Source organism: Actinoplanes sp. KI2 (assembly GCF_025630775.1).
Lineage (GTDB): Bacteria > Actinomycetota > Actinomycetes > Mycobacteriales > Micromonosporaceae > Actinoplanes.
In genome coordinates, this window is record NZ_JAOSZE010000031.1 from 1 (window position 1) to 16,107 (window position 16,107).

At 72.7% G+C, this 16,107-nt stretch carries 16 protein-coding genes; 13 read left to right on the forward strand and 3 right to left on the reverse strand.

Going from position 1 to position 16,107, the window contains the following annotated elements:
• The first annotated feature begins 5 nt into the window (after positions 1-5).
• Positions 6-416 carry an arsenate reductase ArsC gene (locus ODJ79_RS29840; RefSeq protein ID WP_263027045.1) on the forward strand — a complete coding sequence of 137 codons (411 nt, stop codon included), beginning with the start codon at positions 6-8 and terminating at the stop codon, positions 414-416.
• Here the strand turns inward: ODJ79_RS29840 and ODJ79_RS29845 are convergent.
• A complete protein-coding gene (locus tag ODJ79_RS29845; protein ID WP_263026940.1) occupies positions 369-932 on the reverse strand; it encodes a hypothetical protein in 564 nt (187 codons plus the stop codon). The two genes, ODJ79_RS29840 and ODJ79_RS29845, sit on opposite strands and share 48 nt — an antisense overlap.
• Before the next feature lie 73 nt (positions 933-1,005).
• Between ODJ79_RS29845 and ODJ79_RS29850 the strand changes: the two genes are divergently transcribed.
• The 8 genes from ODJ79_RS29850 to ODJ79_RS29885 all read left to right on the forward strand — a co-directional run bounded on the left by ODJ79_RS29850 (position 1,006) and on the right by ODJ79_RS29885 (position 8,165).
• Entirely contained in the window at positions 1,006-1,350 is a 345-nt protein-coding gene (locus ODJ79_RS29850; protein ID WP_263026941.1) for a PadR family transcriptional regulator, read from the forward strand.
• Positions 1,332-1,904, forward strand: coding sequence for a hypothetical protein (locus ODJ79_RS29855; RefSeq protein ID WP_263026942.1), 573 nt, complete (start codon positions 1,332-1,334; stop codon positions 1,902-1,904). The genes ODJ79_RS29850 and ODJ79_RS29855 overlap by 19 nt, the downstream gene beginning before the upstream one ends.
• Before the next feature lie 156 nt (positions 1,905-2,060).
• The gene (locus ODJ79_RS29860; RefSeq protein WP_263026943.1) at positions 2,061-3,308 is read left to right on the forward strand and encodes a cytochrome P450; all 1,248 of its coding nucleotides are present in this window, start codon (positions 2,061-2,063) and stop codon (positions 3,306-3,308) included.
• Between the two features lie 104 nt (positions 3,309-3,412).
• Positions 3,413-4,213, forward strand: a complete 801-nt coding sequence (locus ODJ79_RS29865; protein WP_263026944.1) for an acetoacetate decarboxylase family protein — start codon at positions 3,413-3,415, stop codon at positions 4,211-4,213.
• The gene (locus ODJ79_RS29870) at positions 4,210-5,667 is read left to right on the forward strand and encodes an aldehyde dehydrogenase (protein ID WP_263026945.1); all 1,458 of its coding nucleotides are present in this window, start codon (positions 4,210-4,212) and stop codon (positions 5,665-5,667) included. The genes ODJ79_RS29865 and ODJ79_RS29870 overlap by 4 nt, the downstream gene beginning before the upstream one ends.
• Positions 5,667-6,596: a catechol 1,2-dioxygenase gene (locus ODJ79_RS29875; RefSeq protein WP_263026946.1), complete on the forward strand. Its 930-nt coding sequence runs from the start codon at positions 5,667-5,669 to the stop codon at positions 6,594-6,596. The genes ODJ79_RS29870 and ODJ79_RS29875 overlap by 1 nt, the downstream gene beginning before the upstream one ends.
• Positions 6,597-6,606: 10 nt before the next feature.
• Positions 6,607-7,452: a fumarylacetoacetate hydrolase family protein gene (locus ODJ79_RS29880; RefSeq protein WP_263026947.1), complete on the forward strand. Its 846-nt coding sequence runs from the start codon at positions 6,607-6,609 to the stop codon at positions 7,450-7,452.
• A gap of 26 nt (positions 7,453-7,478) precedes the next feature.
• Positions 7,479-8,165, forward strand: coding sequence for a gamma-glutamyl-gamma-aminobutyrate hydrolase family protein (locus ODJ79_RS29885; protein ID WP_263026948.1), 687 nt, complete (start codon positions 7,479-7,481; stop codon positions 8,163-8,165).
• Here ODJ79_RS29885 and ODJ79_RS29890 read toward each other — a convergent pair.
• Positions 8,131-8,643: a MarR family winged helix-turn-helix transcriptional regulator gene (locus ODJ79_RS29890; protein ID WP_263026949.1), complete on the reverse strand. Its 513-nt coding sequence runs from the start codon at positions 8,641-8,643 to the stop codon at positions 8,131-8,133. The two genes, ODJ79_RS29885 and ODJ79_RS29890, sit on opposite strands and share 35 nt — an antisense overlap.
• A gap of 92 nt (positions 8,644-8,735) precedes the next feature.
• Between ODJ79_RS29890 and ODJ79_RS29895 the strand changes: the two genes are divergently transcribed.
• The 4 genes from ODJ79_RS29895 to ODJ79_RS29910 all read left to right on the forward strand — a co-directional run bounded on the left by ODJ79_RS29895 (position 8,736) and on the right by ODJ79_RS29910 (position 12,725).
• On the forward strand, positions 8,736-10,088 hold the full coding sequence (locus ODJ79_RS29895) for a glutamine synthetase family protein (protein WP_263026950.1): 1,353 nt from the start codon (positions 8,736-8,738) through the stop codon (positions 10,086-10,088).
• Complete coding sequence (locus tag ODJ79_RS29900; protein WP_263026951.1) at positions 10,066-10,794, forward strand: type 1 glutamine amidotransferase; 729 nt, start codon at positions 10,066-10,068, stop codon at positions 10,792-10,794. The genes ODJ79_RS29895 and ODJ79_RS29900 overlap by 23 nt, the downstream gene beginning before the upstream one ends.
• 117 nt (positions 10,795-10,911) lie before the next feature.
• Positions 10,912-11,901 (forward strand): ATP-binding cassette domain-containing protein, encoded by a 990-nt coding sequence (locus ODJ79_RS29905; protein WP_263026952.1) that lies wholly within the window; start codon positions 10,912-10,914, stop codon positions 11,899-11,901.
• The gene (locus ODJ79_RS29910) at positions 11,898-12,725 is read left to right on the forward strand and encodes an ABC transporter permease (RefSeq protein ID WP_263026953.1); all 828 of its coding nucleotides are present in this window, start codon (positions 11,898-11,900) and stop codon (positions 12,723-12,725) included. The genes ODJ79_RS29905 and ODJ79_RS29910 overlap by 4 nt, the downstream gene beginning before the upstream one ends.
• Here the strand turns inward: ODJ79_RS29910 and ODJ79_RS29915 are convergent.
• Positions 12,722-15,979, reverse strand: coding sequence for a BTAD domain-containing putative transcriptional regulator (locus ODJ79_RS29915; protein WP_263026954.1), 3,258 nt, complete (start codon positions 15,977-15,979; stop codon positions 12,722-12,724). The two genes, ODJ79_RS29910 and ODJ79_RS29915, sit on opposite strands and share 4 nt — an antisense overlap.
• Positions 15,980-16,107: the final 128 nt, after the last annotated feature.

A 16,107-nucleotide genomic window follows, 5' to 3' on the forward strand; every position in this document is an offset into this window, starting at 1 on the left:
ATCCGATGAGTGATCGACCCAGCGTCCTGTTCGTCTGCGTGCACAACGCCGGCCGGTCCCAGATGGCCGCCGGCTGGCTGCGCCACCTGGCCGGCGACGCCGTCGAGGTCCGCTCGGCCGGCTCCGCACCCGCCGACCAGATCAACCCGGCGGCCGTCGAGGCGATGCGCGAGGTCGGCATCGACATCACCGGCCAGACCCCCAAGCTGCTCGAATACGAGACCGCACAGGGCTCCGACGTCATCATCACGATGGGCTGCGGCGACGCCTGCCCGGTCTTCCCCGGCAAACGCTACGAGGACTGGAAGCTCGACGACCCGGCCGGCCAGGGCATCGCGGCCGTCCGCCCGATCCGCGACGAGATCAGGTCACGAGTCGAGGCGCTCCTCGGCGATCTCCTGCCGGTCACCGACTGACCCACCGGCCATCGCCCCGTTCCGGCGCAGCGCCCGCCAGGTCAACGGCAGGGCCACGGCGGCGGGCAGCAGCCAGTAGGTCAGGTGCGGAAGCCGGTCCCACAGCGGCAGTTGCGGCCCGTTGTCGACATAGAACCCGGTGAACAGTGCCGCGTAGGAGCCGGCCATCGCGCCGCCGTGCCAGGCCATCCACCCGCCCCGGCCACGGCGGCGGGCCGACCGGCCGAACCAGGCCAGGCCGCACGCCACGCACGCGATCACGAACAGATGCCAGTCCTGCCGCCAGCGCAGGGCGGCCAGCACGCTCGCCGTCCCGAACACCGCGGAGATCGCGTACAGATACACCGTGCCGGCCCGCGGGTGGCGCCCGGGCCGCTTCGCCGCGGTCGCCGCGAGAGCGCCGGACACGACCGCCGCGCCACCGGCGAGCACATGCACCGCCAGGGCGGCGAAGAAGACCGGCCCGGCGTCCGGAATGTGGAGGCCGGCCACCTCGACGGCCAGTACCTGATCCATGCGAACCACGACCATGAGTAGGTTACCTACCTAACGCGCCGAGAGTAGCATACCTACGCATGGAGGGAAGCGGATGAAGGCCGAAGCTCAGGCACTCAAGGGCCATCTCGACGCGCTGCTGCTCGCCACCCTCGAGGATGGGCCGCGGCACGGCTACGCGATCAAGGAAGCGCTCCGCACCGGCAGCGGCGGCCGGTTCGACCTGCCCACCGGCACCGTCTACCCCGCGTTGCACCGGCTGGAATCGGCCGGGCTGATCAGCGGCTCCTGGTCGCAGGCCGACGGCCGGCGACGCCGCAGCTACCGCCTGACCCCGGCCGGGCAGCGCCGGCTGGCCGGTGACCGGGCCGGCTGGCGAGAGTTCTCGGCCACCGTCACGACCCTCCTGGAGGGTGCACCATGGCCGGCCACGACCTGATCGACGACTACCTCGCTCGCCTCGGCCGGCACCTGCCCGCCGACGCCATGGCCGAGCTGGCCGACGGGCTGGCCGAGACGTACGACCGGCAGGTGACCGCCGGCCTCGATGGCGAGAAGGCGGCCGCCGCGGCGATCGCCGAGTTCGGCGAACCCGAGGTGGTGCTGGCCGCGTTCGTGCGGCAGGCACCCGGCCGCCGCGCGGCGTTGGTCCTGCTGGGCTGCGGTCCCGTGGTCGGGGCGTGCTGGGCGACGTTGCTGATCAGCGAACGGGCGTGGACGTGGCCGGTGCCCGCCGGGCTGCGCCTCGCCTTCGGCCTGACCCTGGTCGCGGTGGTCGCCGCCCTCGGGTGTGCGGCGACGGCCCGCACCACCTACCGCCGAACCCGGGTGAGCGCCCCCGGCTGCCTCGTTCTGCTGCTCCTCGACGCCGGCCTGCTGGCCACCGCCGCCACGATGGCGCCGGGTCTGCACTGGCCCTTCGCCCTGGCCGCCGCGGCCAGCCTCACCCGGATGACGCTGACCGTCCGAGCCCTGCCGCGGCTGCTCGCCTGACCACGGCCCGACCGGCTGCGGGGCCGGCCGGGCCGCCCGGTCAGCCGTCACGAATGTTTGGATGCGAACCATGGGCCGCAGGTCCCCCTTGCGCCAGACCTTGGTTCCGCATATCGTTTGGGTCCGAACGACTCTCCGTGGGGGAGGTTCAGCGCGATGGATCTGGACGAGGTCGACCTCGCCGACTACGACCGCTTCCAGCGGAACGAGGCCTGGGAGCAGTTCGACACGCTGCGCCGGGAGGACCCGGTGCACTGGAATCCGGAGGCGGCACCGAACCGCGGATTCTGGGCTGTCACGAAATATCGGGACATCTGGGCGGTGGATCGGGACACCGAGACGTTCACCTCGGAGCAGTTCGTCAACCTCGAGGAGGTGGACGACGACCTGCGGGACATCCGCCGGTCCATCCTGGAGACCGACGGCCGCCGGCACCTCGTGCTCCGCCAGCTGATCACCCGCGAGTTCAGCCCGCGCAACCTGATGCGGAACTACGAGAGCTTCCTGCGCGAGCTCACCCGGCAGACGGTCGACGAGGCGCTGTCCGCGAACGAGTTCGACTTCGTCGAGAAGATCAGCGCCGACTTCCCGATCCAGGTCCTCGCCCGGCTGCTGGACGTGCCCCGCGAGGACACCGGCCGGCTGATCGCCTGGGGCAACGAGATGGTCGGCAACACCGACCCGGAATACATCGCCGTCCCGCTCGACTCGCCGGAGAGCGAGAAGTACAAGCACCTGCCGTTCCGCTCGCCGACCACGCAGGACGTCTTCGACTACGGCCGGGCCCTGCGCGACCGGCGGCGCGGCGGCGACGGCACCGACCTGATCAGCCAGCTCGCCAACAAGCTGCCCGCCGACGGCGTGCCGATGAGCGACAAGGACTTCGACAACTACTTCCTGCTGCTGGTGATCGCCGGCAACGAGACCACCCGGCACGCGATCAGCAACTCGATGCTCGCCCTGATCGAGCGGCCGGACCAGCTGCGGCTGCTGCAGCAGGACCCGTCGCTGATCGCCTCGGGCCTGGAGGAGCTGCTGCGCTGGGCCTCGCCGGTCTACCACTTCCGCCGCACGGCCACCCGGGACACGTCGCTGGGCGGGAAAACGATCAAGGCCGGTGACAAGGTCGTCATGTGGTTCGCCTCGGGCAACCGGGACGAGGACGTCTTCGAGGATCCCTACCGGCTCGACGTACGCCGGCCGAACGTGGACCACCTCACGTTCGGCAAGGGCAGCCCGCACCTGTGCATGGGCAACGCCCTGGCCCGCATGGAGGTCCGGCTGATGTTCGAGGAGCTGCTCCCCCGGCTGGCGAGCATCGAGCTGAACGGCGAGGTCGCCCGGGTGCGCTCCAACTTCGTCAACGGGATCAAGCGGTTCCCGGTCACGGTGCAACCGCGATGACCGCCGAGTTCGAGGCCGACCTGGTCGTGCACGAGGTCGCACCGGTGGCCGACGGCGTGGTCGCGCTGTCGCTGGCCGGCGACGACGCGCTCTGAGGAGGGCACTTGACGGGCTTCTTCTATCCGCGCACCGCGTCCGGCGTCGCCTCGCTGATCCCGAGCCCGCCCTGGCACTACTCGGGCGACCTGCTGACCGTCGAGTACCGGACCGACCCGGCCCGGGTCGCCGAGCTGCTGCCGGCGCCGTTGCAGCCGGCGCCGACCGATCCGGGCGCGGTCGCGCTGATCTGGGCCGACTGGCAGTCCTGCTCGTCGAGCCGGGCGGAGCTGCTCGACCCGGTGCGGTCCCAGTACAAGGAGGCGTTCGTGGTGGTGCGGTGCAGCTTCGCGGGGCAGGTCTACTCGCGCTGCGTCTACATCTGGGTGGACAAGGACTTCGCCATCGCCCGCGGCCTGCACCAGGGGTACCCGAAGAAGCTCGGCTCGATGTGGCAGACCCGGCCGCACCCGTTCGCCCAGGCGGCGCCGCAGATCGGGCCGGGCGGGACGTTCGGGGCCACCCTCGCCGCCGGCGACCGACGGCTGGCCGAGGCGATTCTGACCCTGCGCGAGCCCTCGGCGACCAACGGGTTCGTCAACGGGCATCCGATGGCGCACCACCGTTTCCTGCCGGGTATCGAGCGCGGCGCCCCGGACGCCTACGCCGAGCTGATCCGCTCCGGCGCGGCCTCGTTCGACGGTGGCCAGGCCTGGACGGGCGATGTCGAGCTGCGGTTGTTCGAGTCGCCCACGGAAGAGCTCGCCCGGCTCGAGGTGCACGAGGTCATCGGCGGGTATTACCGGCAGGTCGGGGTCGTCTGGGACGGTGGCAGCACGCTCGCGCGCCTGTCGAAGGAGGACGCATGATCGAGGTCGAGGGTGTCAAGATCGACACTCGGCACTGGATCGGCGGTGAGCGCGTCGCCTCCACCCGGAGTTTTCCGGACATTTCACCAATTGACGAGCGGCATCTCGGTGACCTCGACGCCGCCGGGGCCGCCGAAGTCGATCAGGCGGTGACCGCGGCCCGAGCGGCCTTCCCCGCCTGGGCCGCCCTGGGCCCCACCGGGCGCGGGGCGATCCTACGCCGGGTCGCCGACGGGATCGACGAGCGCCGGGAGGACCTGGCCCGGGTGGAGACCCGGGACAACGGGTCGCTGCTGCGCTCGCACCGCCGGGGCGTGATGCCGCGGGTCGCGATGAACTTCCGGTTCTTCGCCGACTACGCCGAAAAGCTCGCCCACCCCGGCATGGAGGTGCGCGGGCACCGGGAGCGGATCACCTACGACCCGGCCGGCGTCACCGCGATCATCACGCCGTGGAACGCCCCGCTGATGCTGGCCACCTGGCGGATCGGGCCGGCGCTCGCGGCCGGCAACACCGTGGTGCTCAAGCCGCCGGAGTGGGCGCCGCTGACCGCGTCGCTGCTCGCCGACATCGCGCACGAGGCCGGGCTGCCGGCCGGCGTCCTCAACGTCGTGCAGGGCACCGGCGCCGAGGCCGGGGCGCCGCTCACCCGGCACCCGGGGATCAACCGGTTGTCGTTCACCGGCTCGGTGCCGACCGCCGGGGTGATCGCCGCGGCCGCCGCACCGAACGTCGTGCCGCTCTCGTTCGAGCTGGGCGGCAAGTCGCCGCTGCTGATCTTCGCCGACGCCGACCTCGACCTCGCCGTCGACCTCGCCGTCGAGCAGTTCGACAACGCCGGCCAGGTCTGTCTGGGCGCGTTCCGGCTGCTCGTGCAGGAGCCGATCGCCGAGGAGTTCACCGCCCGGGTGGTCGAGCGGGCCCGCGCCCTGGTGCAGGGCGACCCGCGCGACGAGCGGACCGACGTCAGCGCGCTGATCAGCCGGCCGCATTTCGAGCGGGTGCGCGGCTTCGTCGACCGGGCCCTGGCCGACGGCGCGAGGGCGCTGCTCGGCGGCGGGCCGAACACCTCGCTGAACGGCCTCTACTACTCCCCCACGATCCTGGCCGACGCGAGGCCGGGCAGCGAGATCCTCACCGAGGAGGTCTTCGGGCCGGTGCTGACCGTCCAGACCTTCGCCGACGAGGACGAGGGCGTACGGATGGCCAACGAGACCCGCTTCGGGCTGGCCGCGACGCTGGTGACCGGCTCCGCGGAGAAAGCCGAACGGGTCAGTGAAAAGCTCAGCGCCGGCACCGTCTGGGTCAACTGCTTCTTCGTGCGGGACCTGGGCGCGCCATTCGGCGGCAACGGGAAGTCCGGCATCGGGCGCGAGGGCGGCACGTACTCCTTCGACTTCTACTGCGACGTCAAGAACACCGTGTTCAGCCCGGCCGGCTGGAGGGAGTCCTGATGGGCGAGGTCGCCGGGGCCGGCCTGATCGCCCACGTGCCCACCATCGTGCTGCCCGAACAGACCCGGCGCGAGCTCAACCACGGCCACGACTCGACCCTGGTCGCCGGCCTCCATCGGCTGCGCGCGGAGGTCTTCGACGTCCTCGACTACGACACCGTGGTGGTGCTCGACTCGCACTGGGCCACCACCGTCGAGTTCGTGGTCACCGCCCAGCAGCGGCGGGCCGGGCTGTTCACCTCGGAGGAGCTGCCGCGCGGGATGTGCCGCCGGCCGTACGACTTCCCGGGCGACCCTTCGCTGGCGCACCTGATCGCGTCGAAGGGTGCCGACCACAGCACCTGGATCACCGCGATCGACGACGACCACCTGCCGATCTTCTACGCCACCACGAACCTGTGGGAGTTTCTCGGCCAGGGGCTGCCGGACAAGCGGTGGATCTCGATCGGCGTGTGCCAGACCGCGGACACCGAGGACAACCTGCGGCTCGGCCGGGCGCTCGGCGACGCGATCGCCGAGTCGGACCGCAGGGTGCTGCTGATCGCGTCCGGGGCCATGTCGCACACGTTCTGGCCGCTGCGGAAGCTGCGCGACCACGAGGCGGCCGGCCCGGAGCACATCTTCACGCCCGAGGCGTACCGGGCGGACATGGAACGCCTCGAGTGGTTCGCCGCCGGCGACCACGCGCGCGTCCTGTCGGCCATGCCGGACTTCTACCGGCACAAGCCCGAGGCGCGGTTCGGCCACTACCTCATGATGATCGGCGCCCTGGGCGAGGGCGACTGCACCGCCCCGAGCCGGCAGTACGGCGAGTACGAGAACTCGGTCGGCACCGGCCAGGTCCACCTCTGGTTCGACCGTCCCGACGGCGGCTTCCCCCGCCCGCGCCGCACCGACCCGGACCCCGATTACCTGCGCCAGACCGTCTGAAAGGGACAACATGCGCGAGACCCGCCGGATCCTTCTGGACGGCAATGTCGTGGACGTCGAACGCCGCGGCGACGAGTTGATCGCTCACGACGGCCGCACCGTCAAGATCGATGACGCGGTACACCTGAGCCCGGTCGTCCCCTCGAAGATCATCTGTGTGCACCTCAACTACCGGTCGCGGGTCGCGGAGATGATGACCACGCTGCCGCCGGCACCCACCTACTTCCACAAGCCGGTGTCCGCGCTCAACGCGCACGACGCCGCGGTGGTACGCCCGGCCGGCTGCAAGTGGCTCAACTACGAGGGCGAGATCGGCATCGTGATCGGCCGGACCGCCCGCAACATCGCCCCGGCCGAGGCCGGCGACTACATCCGCGGCTACACCGTCGCCAACGACTACGGCCTGCACGACTTCCGGGACACCGACGCCGGTTCGATGCTGCGGGTCAAGGGTTCGGACACGCTCTGCCCGCTCGGCCCCGGCCTGGTCGAGGGCTGGGACTTCCGCGGCAAGAGGATCCGCACGCTGGTCAACGGCGCGGTACGGCAGGACGGCAGCACCGACGAGATGAACTGGGACATGCACTACCTGGTCGCCGACATCGCCCGGACCATCACCCTGCAGCCCGGCGACGTGCTGCTCTCCGGCACGCCGGCCATCTCCCGCACGGTCCACCCGGGCGACGTCGTCGAGGTGGAGGTCGAGGGCCTGGGCACGCTGCGCAACCACATCGTCGAGGGCCCGGCCGCCATCCGTACGGACGTGGGCGCGCAGCCGAGCGAGAGCGAGGAGGTGCTGTCCACCGCGCAGGGCGGCGACTGGGAGTTCCGGGGCGTCCGGGCGCCCCGCCGATGACCGCCCCGGCGTCCGGGCGGCCGCCGATGACCGCCCGGCGGCCGCTCATCGCGATCCCGGCGCGCTTCTCCGCGCACGCCTCGGCCCTGCGGTTCCGGGCCGAGGTCAACGCCCACAAGCTCGTCCGGGCCGTGTACGACGCGGGCGGCGAGCCGGTCACCGTCCATCCCCGGCTCCCGGCCGACGACGACGAGGTGCGCGAGCGGCTCCGGTTCGCCGGCGGCGTCCTGCTGCCCGGCGGCGGCGACCTGGCCGCGCACTGGGCCGGCCAGCAGCCGCACCCCGGCCAGTACGACGTCGACGAGGAGCAGGACGCGTTCGACCTGGCTGTGGCCCGGGTCGCGCTGGCCGGCCGGATCCCGCTGCTGGCGATCTGCCGCGGCCTGCAGGTGGTCAACGTGGCCCGCGGCGGCGACCTGATCCAGGACCTGCCGGCCGCGCACCGCATGGTGCACGTGGTCGGCGAGCTGACCGTCTCCTGCCACCACCATCAGGGCATCGGCCGGCCCGGCAAGGGGCTGCGGGCGACCGCGTACGCCGCGGACGGCACGATCGAGGCCCTCGCCCTGGACGACGCTCTCCCCCCTGACGAACGTGGCGGCTGGTTCCGCGGCGTGCAGTGGCATCCGGAGGACACCGCGGACACCGACCCGGCTCAGGCCGCGCTGTTCGAGGAGCTCATCCGGGCAGCCCGGTCTCCTCGATCGTGGTGACGATTGCGCGCAGGTGCTGCGTCATGGCCCGGGTGTCCGGCCCGGACAGCCCGCCGACGACCTTGGTCTCGATCGCGTTGAACTTGGGGTACAGCTCCTCCATCAACGCCCGGCCCTCGGGCGTCAGGTGCAGCTCGACCAGCCGCCGGTCGTCGGTGCGGCCGCGCCGCTCGAGCCAGCCGCGCGCCTGGAGGGTCTTGGCCACCCCGGTCAGCGTGGCCTTGGAGATCGCGGCGGCCTCGGCGGCGTGCCGGGTCTCCATCCCGTCGAAGATCCAGACCACCCACAGCACCACCCAGCCGGTCCAGGTCAGGTCGTACGGCCGGAGCAGCTCGTTCCAGATGTACGACCGGACCGCGTTGGCGGCGCGGTAGATGCTCGACACGGCGTGCGCCGCCTCGAAGTCGAGGCCGAGCGACTCCACGTGCTCGCGCATTGCGCGTTCGGTCTCGACGAGCCTTGGATGGTGGTCGGTCATGGGAGCGATCGTAGCTATTGACTTGGTCATTTGGGTCCGTACGATCGCCGGTGACGCCCGGCACAATCACCCCTTTTTGAGGAGTTGAGCCCATGCTCCACGTCGACGCGCACGCCATGGAGGCCGCGCAGGCGGAGCTCACCGAGCAGAACATCGACGTCGTACGGCTGGCGTACAGCGACCTGATCGGCGCGGAGCGCGGACGGGACCTGCTGGTACGCCACCTCGCCCGGACCGCCGGCGACGGCGTCGCGTTCTGCCGCTCGATCTACGGCACCTCCCCGATGGGCGACGTCGTGGACATCGACGGCGGCCTGTCCGCGGGCCTGCCGGACGTGCTGGCGGTGCCCGACCTGTCGACGATCCGGCCGGTGCCGTGGGAGCCCGGCGTCGCGCACGTGCTGGCCGACGTGTACAACCCGGACGGCTCACCCGCGCAGGAGAGCCCCCGCACCGTGCTGCGCCGGGTGATCGACCGGTTCGCCACCCTCGACATGCGACCGATGATCGGCCCCGAGCTCGAGTTCTACGTCATGGAGGAGGACCCGGCCGCGCCGAACGGCTGGCGGCGGTACGGCGAGGGCACCGGCAACGTGTACGTCGCCGGCCGCAAGGGCGACCCGGAGAACACCCTGCTCGCCGCGCTTCGCCAGCTGGAGAGGTTCGGCCTGGACGTGGTCGCCGCCAACCACGAGTTCGCGTCCGGCCAGTTCGAGATCAACCTGTGGCACTCGGACGCGCTGGACGCCGCCGACCGGGCGTTCCGGTTCAAGAACGCGATCCAGGAGCTGGCCCGCATCCAGGGCAGGATGGCCACCTTCATGGCCAAGCCGTTCAACGACGAGGGCGGCTCCGGCTTCCACCTCCACTTCTCCTGCTGGGGGCCGGACGGCGCGGCGCTCTTCGACGACCCGCAGGGCGAGGACGGGCTGTCCCAGATCGGCCGGTCGGCGATCGCCGGCGTGCTGGCGCACGCCCCGGCGATCACGGCGCTGCTCAACCCGACGATCAACTCGTACAAGCGGTTCGGGCCGGACACGCTCGCCCCCTGGCTGATCGACTGGGGTCTGGACAACCGCAGCGCGATGGTCCGCATCCCGCCCGAGCGCGGCCGGGCGGCCCGCCTCGAGCTGCGGCTGGGCGACGCGTCGGCGAACCCGTACCTGGCGATCGCGGCCCTGATGGCGGCCGCGTACCTGGGCATCCGCGACAAGCTGGAGCCGCCGGCCAAGCTGGAGGGCTACGGCTACGACGTCAGCAAGGCCGACCGGCTGCCCGGCGACCTGCCGGCCGCGATCGCCGCGCTGGAGGCCGACACCGAGCTGGCCGACCTGCTCGGGCCGCAGTTCATCGCGACCTTCCTGGCGTACAAGCGCAACGAGCTGGAACGCTTCGGCCAGTGGGTGACCGACTGGGAATTCCGTGAGTACTCATACCATCTCTGACACCGCTGAGCCCCGCGTTCTGGTAGTCCACCACGACCACGCCTCGCCGGCCGGGCCGGTCGCCGACCGGTTCGCGTCGCTCGGCTGGACGGTGGCCGACCATCTCGTGGTGCCGGCCGAGAGCTTCCACGCGCCGGGCGTCACCACCGCGTTCCCGGACTTCACCGGCTTCGACGCGGTGGTGGTGCTCGGCTCGCCCTGGTCGGCGTACGACCACGCGCTGATCGGCAGCTGGGTGCGGCCCGAGATCGAGCAGCTGCGCAAGGCCGACGCGGCCGGGGTGCCGGTGCTCGGCATCTGCTTCGGCGGCCAGCTGCTCGCGGCCGCGCACGGCGGCAGCGTGACCCGCTCGGCGACCCCGGAGATCGGCTGGGCCGAGGTCGACAGCGACGACGAGTCGCTGGTGCCGGCCGGTCCGTGGTTCCAGTGGCACTACGACCGCTGGCACCTGCCGCCCGGCGCGACCGAGCTGGCCCGCAACCCGGCCGCGTCGCAGGCGTTCGTGCTGCGCCGCAACCTGGCCCTGCAGTTCCATCCGGAAGTGACCGCCGCGTCCCTGGCAGGCTGGCTGGACAACGGCGGCGCGGCCGAGGCCGCGGGCCGGGGCATCGACGTGCAAGACCTCGTGACGCGCACCACACTGCTCGGCGCGGACGCCGGGCGGCGCGCGTTTTCCCTGGTAGACGGGTTCCTGCGGCACCTCTGATACGCCGCCAGGGCGCTGTCAGCGGCGTATCAGCGCCGTGTGCGCGCCCTGTCAGCGCCGCCCGGCAGTCTCCTTCCTCGAGGGCCGCACCCGGCCCGCGAGGGAGGACGACGGATCATGAGCGATCTCGTGGTGCGGGCGGAAGGGCTCCGCAAGCGATTCAAGACGACACAGGCGCTCGACGGGGTGGACCTGGCGATGCGCCGCGGCACCGTGCTCGGCGTGCTCGGCCCCAACGGCGCCGGCAAGACCACCGCCGTACGGGTGCTCGCCACCCTGCTGCGCCCGGACGCCGGCCACGCCGAGGTGGCCGGCATCGACGTGCTGAAGCAGCCGCAGCGGGTCCGCCGGCGGATCGGCCTCACCGGCCAGTACGCGAGCGTCGACGAGGACCTGACCGGCACGCAGAACCTGGTGCTGATCGGCCAGCTGCTCGACCTCACGAACTCCGATGCGAAGAAGCGCGCCGCCGAGCTGCTCGAGTGGTTCGACCTCGCCGACGCCGCCGGCCGCCCGGCCAAGACCTACTCCGGCGGCATGCGGCGCCGGCTCGACCTGGCCGCAAGCCTGGTCGGCCACCCCGAGGTGATCTTCCTGGACGAGCCGACCACCGGCCTCGACCCGGCCAAGCGCGAGGACATGTGGGGCGTCGTGCGCACCCAGGTCACCCAGGGCGCCAGCGTGCTGCTGACCACCCAGTACCTGGACGAGGCGGACGCGCTCGCCGACGAGATCGTAGTGATCAACAAGGGCCGGGTGATCGCCCACGACACCCCGGACGGGCTCAAGCGCCGCGTCGGCGGCCTGACCCTGCGGGTACGCCCGGCCGACCCGTCCCGGGTGCCGGACACCCTCGCCGTCCTCGACCGGGTCGCCGCCCCGGGCACGACCGCCTCGGCCGACGCCTCCGCCGGCGCCCGCCCCGGCGTCGTCCTGGTGCCGGTCACCGGCGACACCGCCCTCGACGAGGCGCTGCCGGCGCTGCGCCGGGCCGGCATCGAGGTCGTCGACCTCGGCCTGCAACTGCCCAGCCTCGACGAGGTGTTCCACGCCCTGACCGGCGACTCCGCCGAAGAGACCATGGCCAAGGAGGCTGAGCTCGTATGACCACACTTGACGTTCCCGTCCGCAACATCGTCGGCGACATCGACAAACCGCGCGGTGGCGCGCTGGCCGCGCTGGCCCGGCACAGCGTCGCGCTGGCCCGGCGAAGTCTGATCAAGACGATCCGCACGCCGGAGGCGCTGATCGACGTCACGCTCCAGCCGGTGATCTTCCTGCTGCTCTTCACCTACCTGCTCGGCGGCGCCATCTCCGGCGGCGACCGGCACGGCTACCTGCAGTTCCTGCTGCCCGGCATGCTCGCCCAGTCCCTCGCGATGGGCGGCATCGCGCTCGGCCAGAACCTCAACGCCGACATCGAGAAGGGCGTCTTCGACCGGTTCCGGTCGCTGCCGGTGGCCCGCTCGGCGCCGCTGGTCGGTGCGGTCTCCGCGGACATCGTCCGCTACCTCACGGTCTGCCTGGTGATGCTGGGCTTCGGCATGATCATGGGCTTCCGGGTGGAGACCGGCGTCCTGCCGGCGGTCGCCGCGGTGGCGCTGTCCATCGGCTTCGGCCTGTGCTTCTGCTGGATCTCGGTCTGGGTCGGCATGCTGGTGCGCACCTCGGGCGCCGTGCAGGGCGTGATGTTCCTGCTGGTCTTCCCGCTGTCGTTCGGCAGCAACGTGTTCGTGCAGACCGACACGCTGCCCGGCTGGCTGCAGGGCTTCGTGCACGTCAACCCGATCACCCCGCTGGTCGGCACGATCCGCGGCCTGCTGATCGGCGGCCCGGTCGCCGGTCACCTGTTCTGGACCCTGGTCTGGATGGCCGGCCTGCTGGTGGTCTTCGTGCCGCTGGCGCTGCGGGCCTACGCCCGGCGGGCCTAGCGATCCGGCCCAGGTAGCGCCTCCTGGCGCAGCCGGGCCGGGTCCACCCGGGCCGAGGCCGTCTTCGGTTCCAACATCCAACCTGTTTCGTACGCCTCGGCAAAACCGTCCTCGCCCAGCGCCTCCCGGCCGCGCTGGGCGAGTTCGCGTACGTGCGGGTCGGTCCGGTCGTGGGTGCCGCGCAGCCGGGACGCCGCGCCGAGCAGCAGCGCCGCCTCGCGGTGCCGGCCGCGCGCCTCGGCCAGCGCGGCGCCGGTCACGGCTGTCATCGACAGGATCGGCATGTCCCGGCTCTCCACCGCCGCCGCGTACGCCCGCTCCAGCGCCACCGCGGCACCGGCGTCGTCCCCGAGCTTGATGCAGAGCATCGCCCGGACGCCACCGATCAGCGCGGTGCCGTGGTCCCCGGCGAACGGCAGCCCGGCGGCCATCCCCGCCTCCGCCACCTCGACCAGCTCCCGGGCCCGGTCCAGATCGTCCAGCCGTAGCCACAGCCCGGCCTCGAGCGCGTCGACCAGGATGATCATCTCGGACGAGCCGGACCGCATCGCCCGGTCCCGGGTCCCGCCGATCATCTCGATCGCCGCCTCGGTCTCGCCGCGCCGCATGTACAGGTCGATCCAGCGCAGGTCGATGAAGATCTCGTCGCTGAGGCTGAGCGACCCGAACTCGCGGGCCATCGACCGGGCCCGGCTCAGGTCGGTCAGCGCGCCGTCCAGGTCGCCGTCGTACTGCCGCAGCTGGGCCCGCATCGGCAGCGACGTCGCCAGCCCCCAGCGGTCACCGACCCGGCCGAACGCGTCCAGCGCGCCCTCCACATCGACCCGCAACTGCCCGACGTCGCCGTTGTTCTCGGCGAACTGCGCCCGGAACATGCGGGCCAGGCCGCAGACCCACGGGTCCGGCCCGTCGATCAGCCGATCGATGATCGTCAGGGCGTCGTCGAACCTCTCCAGGAAGGCCAGCGTCATCGCGGCCAGCGCGGCGGCAAAGCCGGGCAGCTCCGGGTACCCGGTGAGCCGGTCGGCCAGCGCCCGCAGCTCGGCCTCGCGGGCCCTGTTCACCTCGTCCATCGCCGAGCCCCGGTAGCTGATCTGGTTGAGCAGCATGATCGCCTCGGCGCAGTCCCGGTCGATCGACGGCCCGCCGGGCAGGGCGAGGGCCTGCTCCAGCCAGTAGGCGGCCTCGGCGTGCCGCCCGAACATCTGCCAGTACCAGGCGAGGTTCAGCCCCAGGGCACCGGCGGCGTCGCCGTCGCCGGTCTCGATCAGGTGCCGCAGCGCCGCCAGCGCGTTGTCGTACTCGCTGCTCAGCGCGGCGATCGCGGCCAGCTGGTCCGGCCCGCGCAGCCGCGGGTCGAGCCGGGCGACCAGCTCGGCCAGGTAACCGGCCGCGAGATCCCGGGTGGTGCGCAGCGTGCCCTGTTCGGCGAGGCGCTCGATCCCGTACTCACGCAGGGTTTCCAGCATCCGATAGCGGCCGGCGTCCGCCGCCAGGTGCAACAGCGACTTGTCGACCAGGGCGGCCAGCAGCTCCGGCACCTCGGCCGCGGGCACCCGGGTGTCGGCGCAGATCGCGGTGGCCGAGGCCTCGGTGACGCCGCCGGGCAGGACGGAGACCCGTTCGGCCACCGTACGCTCGGGCTCGGTGAGCAGATCCCAGCTCCACGCGATGACCGCGCGCAGCGTGCGGTGCCGCGGATAGGCCGTCCGGCTGCCCGTGGTGAGCAGCCGGAACCGATCGGAGAGCCCGGCGGCGAGCTCGGCCAGCGACAGCGTGCGCAACCGGGCCGCGGCCAGCTCCAGCGCCAGCGGCATGCCGTCCAGGCCGCGCACGATCCGGACCACGTCGCCCAGCGTCTCCGGGTCGACGTCGAAGCCGGGCCGGACCGCGGCGGCCCGTTCGGTGAACAACCGGACCGATGCCGTACGCCGGGCCTCCGCCACGTCGTCCGCCGGCTCGGGCAAGGTCAGCGGCCCGAGCGGCACCAGCGCCTCGCCGTCGACCGCGAGGGGCTCCCGGCTGGTGGCCAGCACCCGCAGCTGCGAGCAGCGCGGCAGCAGCGCCGCGATCAGGTACGCGACCGCGTCGATCAGGTGCTCGCAGTTGTCCACCACGAGCAGGCTCTCCCGGCTGTTGAGCTCCTCGACGAGCACGTCGACGTCGTCGCCCTCGACCCAGATCTTGCCGGAGGTGTCGAACAGCGCCGCCCCGCGCAACCCGATCGCGGCCAGCACCGCACCGCTGACCTTGGCGGCCTCGGTGACCGCGGCGAGGTCGACCAGCCAGACGCCGTCGCGGAACTCGTGCCGGCGCCGCCGGGCCGCCTCCAGCGCGAGCCGGGTCTTGCCGGCCCCGCCCGGCCCGAGCACGGTGACCAGCCGGCCGGCGGCCAGCAGCGTGTCGATCCGGCCCAGGTCGTCGTCGCGGCCGACGAAGCTGGTGACCGGCGCGGGCAGATTGCTCCGGATCGGCCGGCTGATCGGCGCCGGCGAGTCGGCCGGCCCGGTGCTGGGCTCCGGCGTTCGCAGCATCCGCAGGTGCCGCTCGCGCAGCGCGACACCCGGGTCCACGCCGAGCCGGTCGGCGAGGGCCTCACGCACCCGCTCGAACAGCGCCAGGGCCTCGGCCTGCCGCCCCTGCGCGGCGAGCGCGTCCATCAGCAGGCCGGCCGCGCGCTCGTCCAACGGGTTCTCGGCGAGCAGCGCGGACAGCACGGTGGCGGCCGCGGCGGCCCGGCCCAGCGCGAGCTCGGCCTCGCCCAGGTCGGCCTCGGTGTCGGCGCGCTCCCGCGCGAGCCGGGTGGCGACGGCCGGCGCGACCGCGGCGATCAGGGCCGGCTCGCCGCCGGGGTGCCCGGCCCAGCAGTCCACCGCCTCGCGCAGCACCGCGATCGCGGCGCTCGGGTCGCCGGCCCGCAGCCGGTCGCGACCGTCGGCGGCGAGCCGCTCGAAGCGCAGCGCGTCCACGTCCCCGGCCGCCACGTCGAGCCGGTAGCCGCCGCCGTCGGTCTGGGTCACCGTGCCGGCCGCGCCGAGCATCCTGCGCAGCCGGGACACCAGCGACTGCAGGGCGTTGGCCGGGTCGGCGGGCCGCTCCTCCGGCCAGAGGGCGTCGACCAGGGCGCCCGCCTCGACCGGGCTGCCGCCGGCCAGCGCGAGCCGGGTCAGCAGGCCACGGGCGCGGGCACCGGGCACCGGCACGACCTCGTCGCCGCGAGTCACCTCGAAGGCGCCCAGCACCCGCACGCGCATCCGCGAACCCGTCTCCCCGTGCCCCACCACAGGGCGATCCTCTCGCGCCCGCCCTCACCCGCCCAACCCGGCCCGCCGCGCGGCGCTCTCAGTGTCGTCACAGCCCACTGCCGCTATGCCGTCCTAGG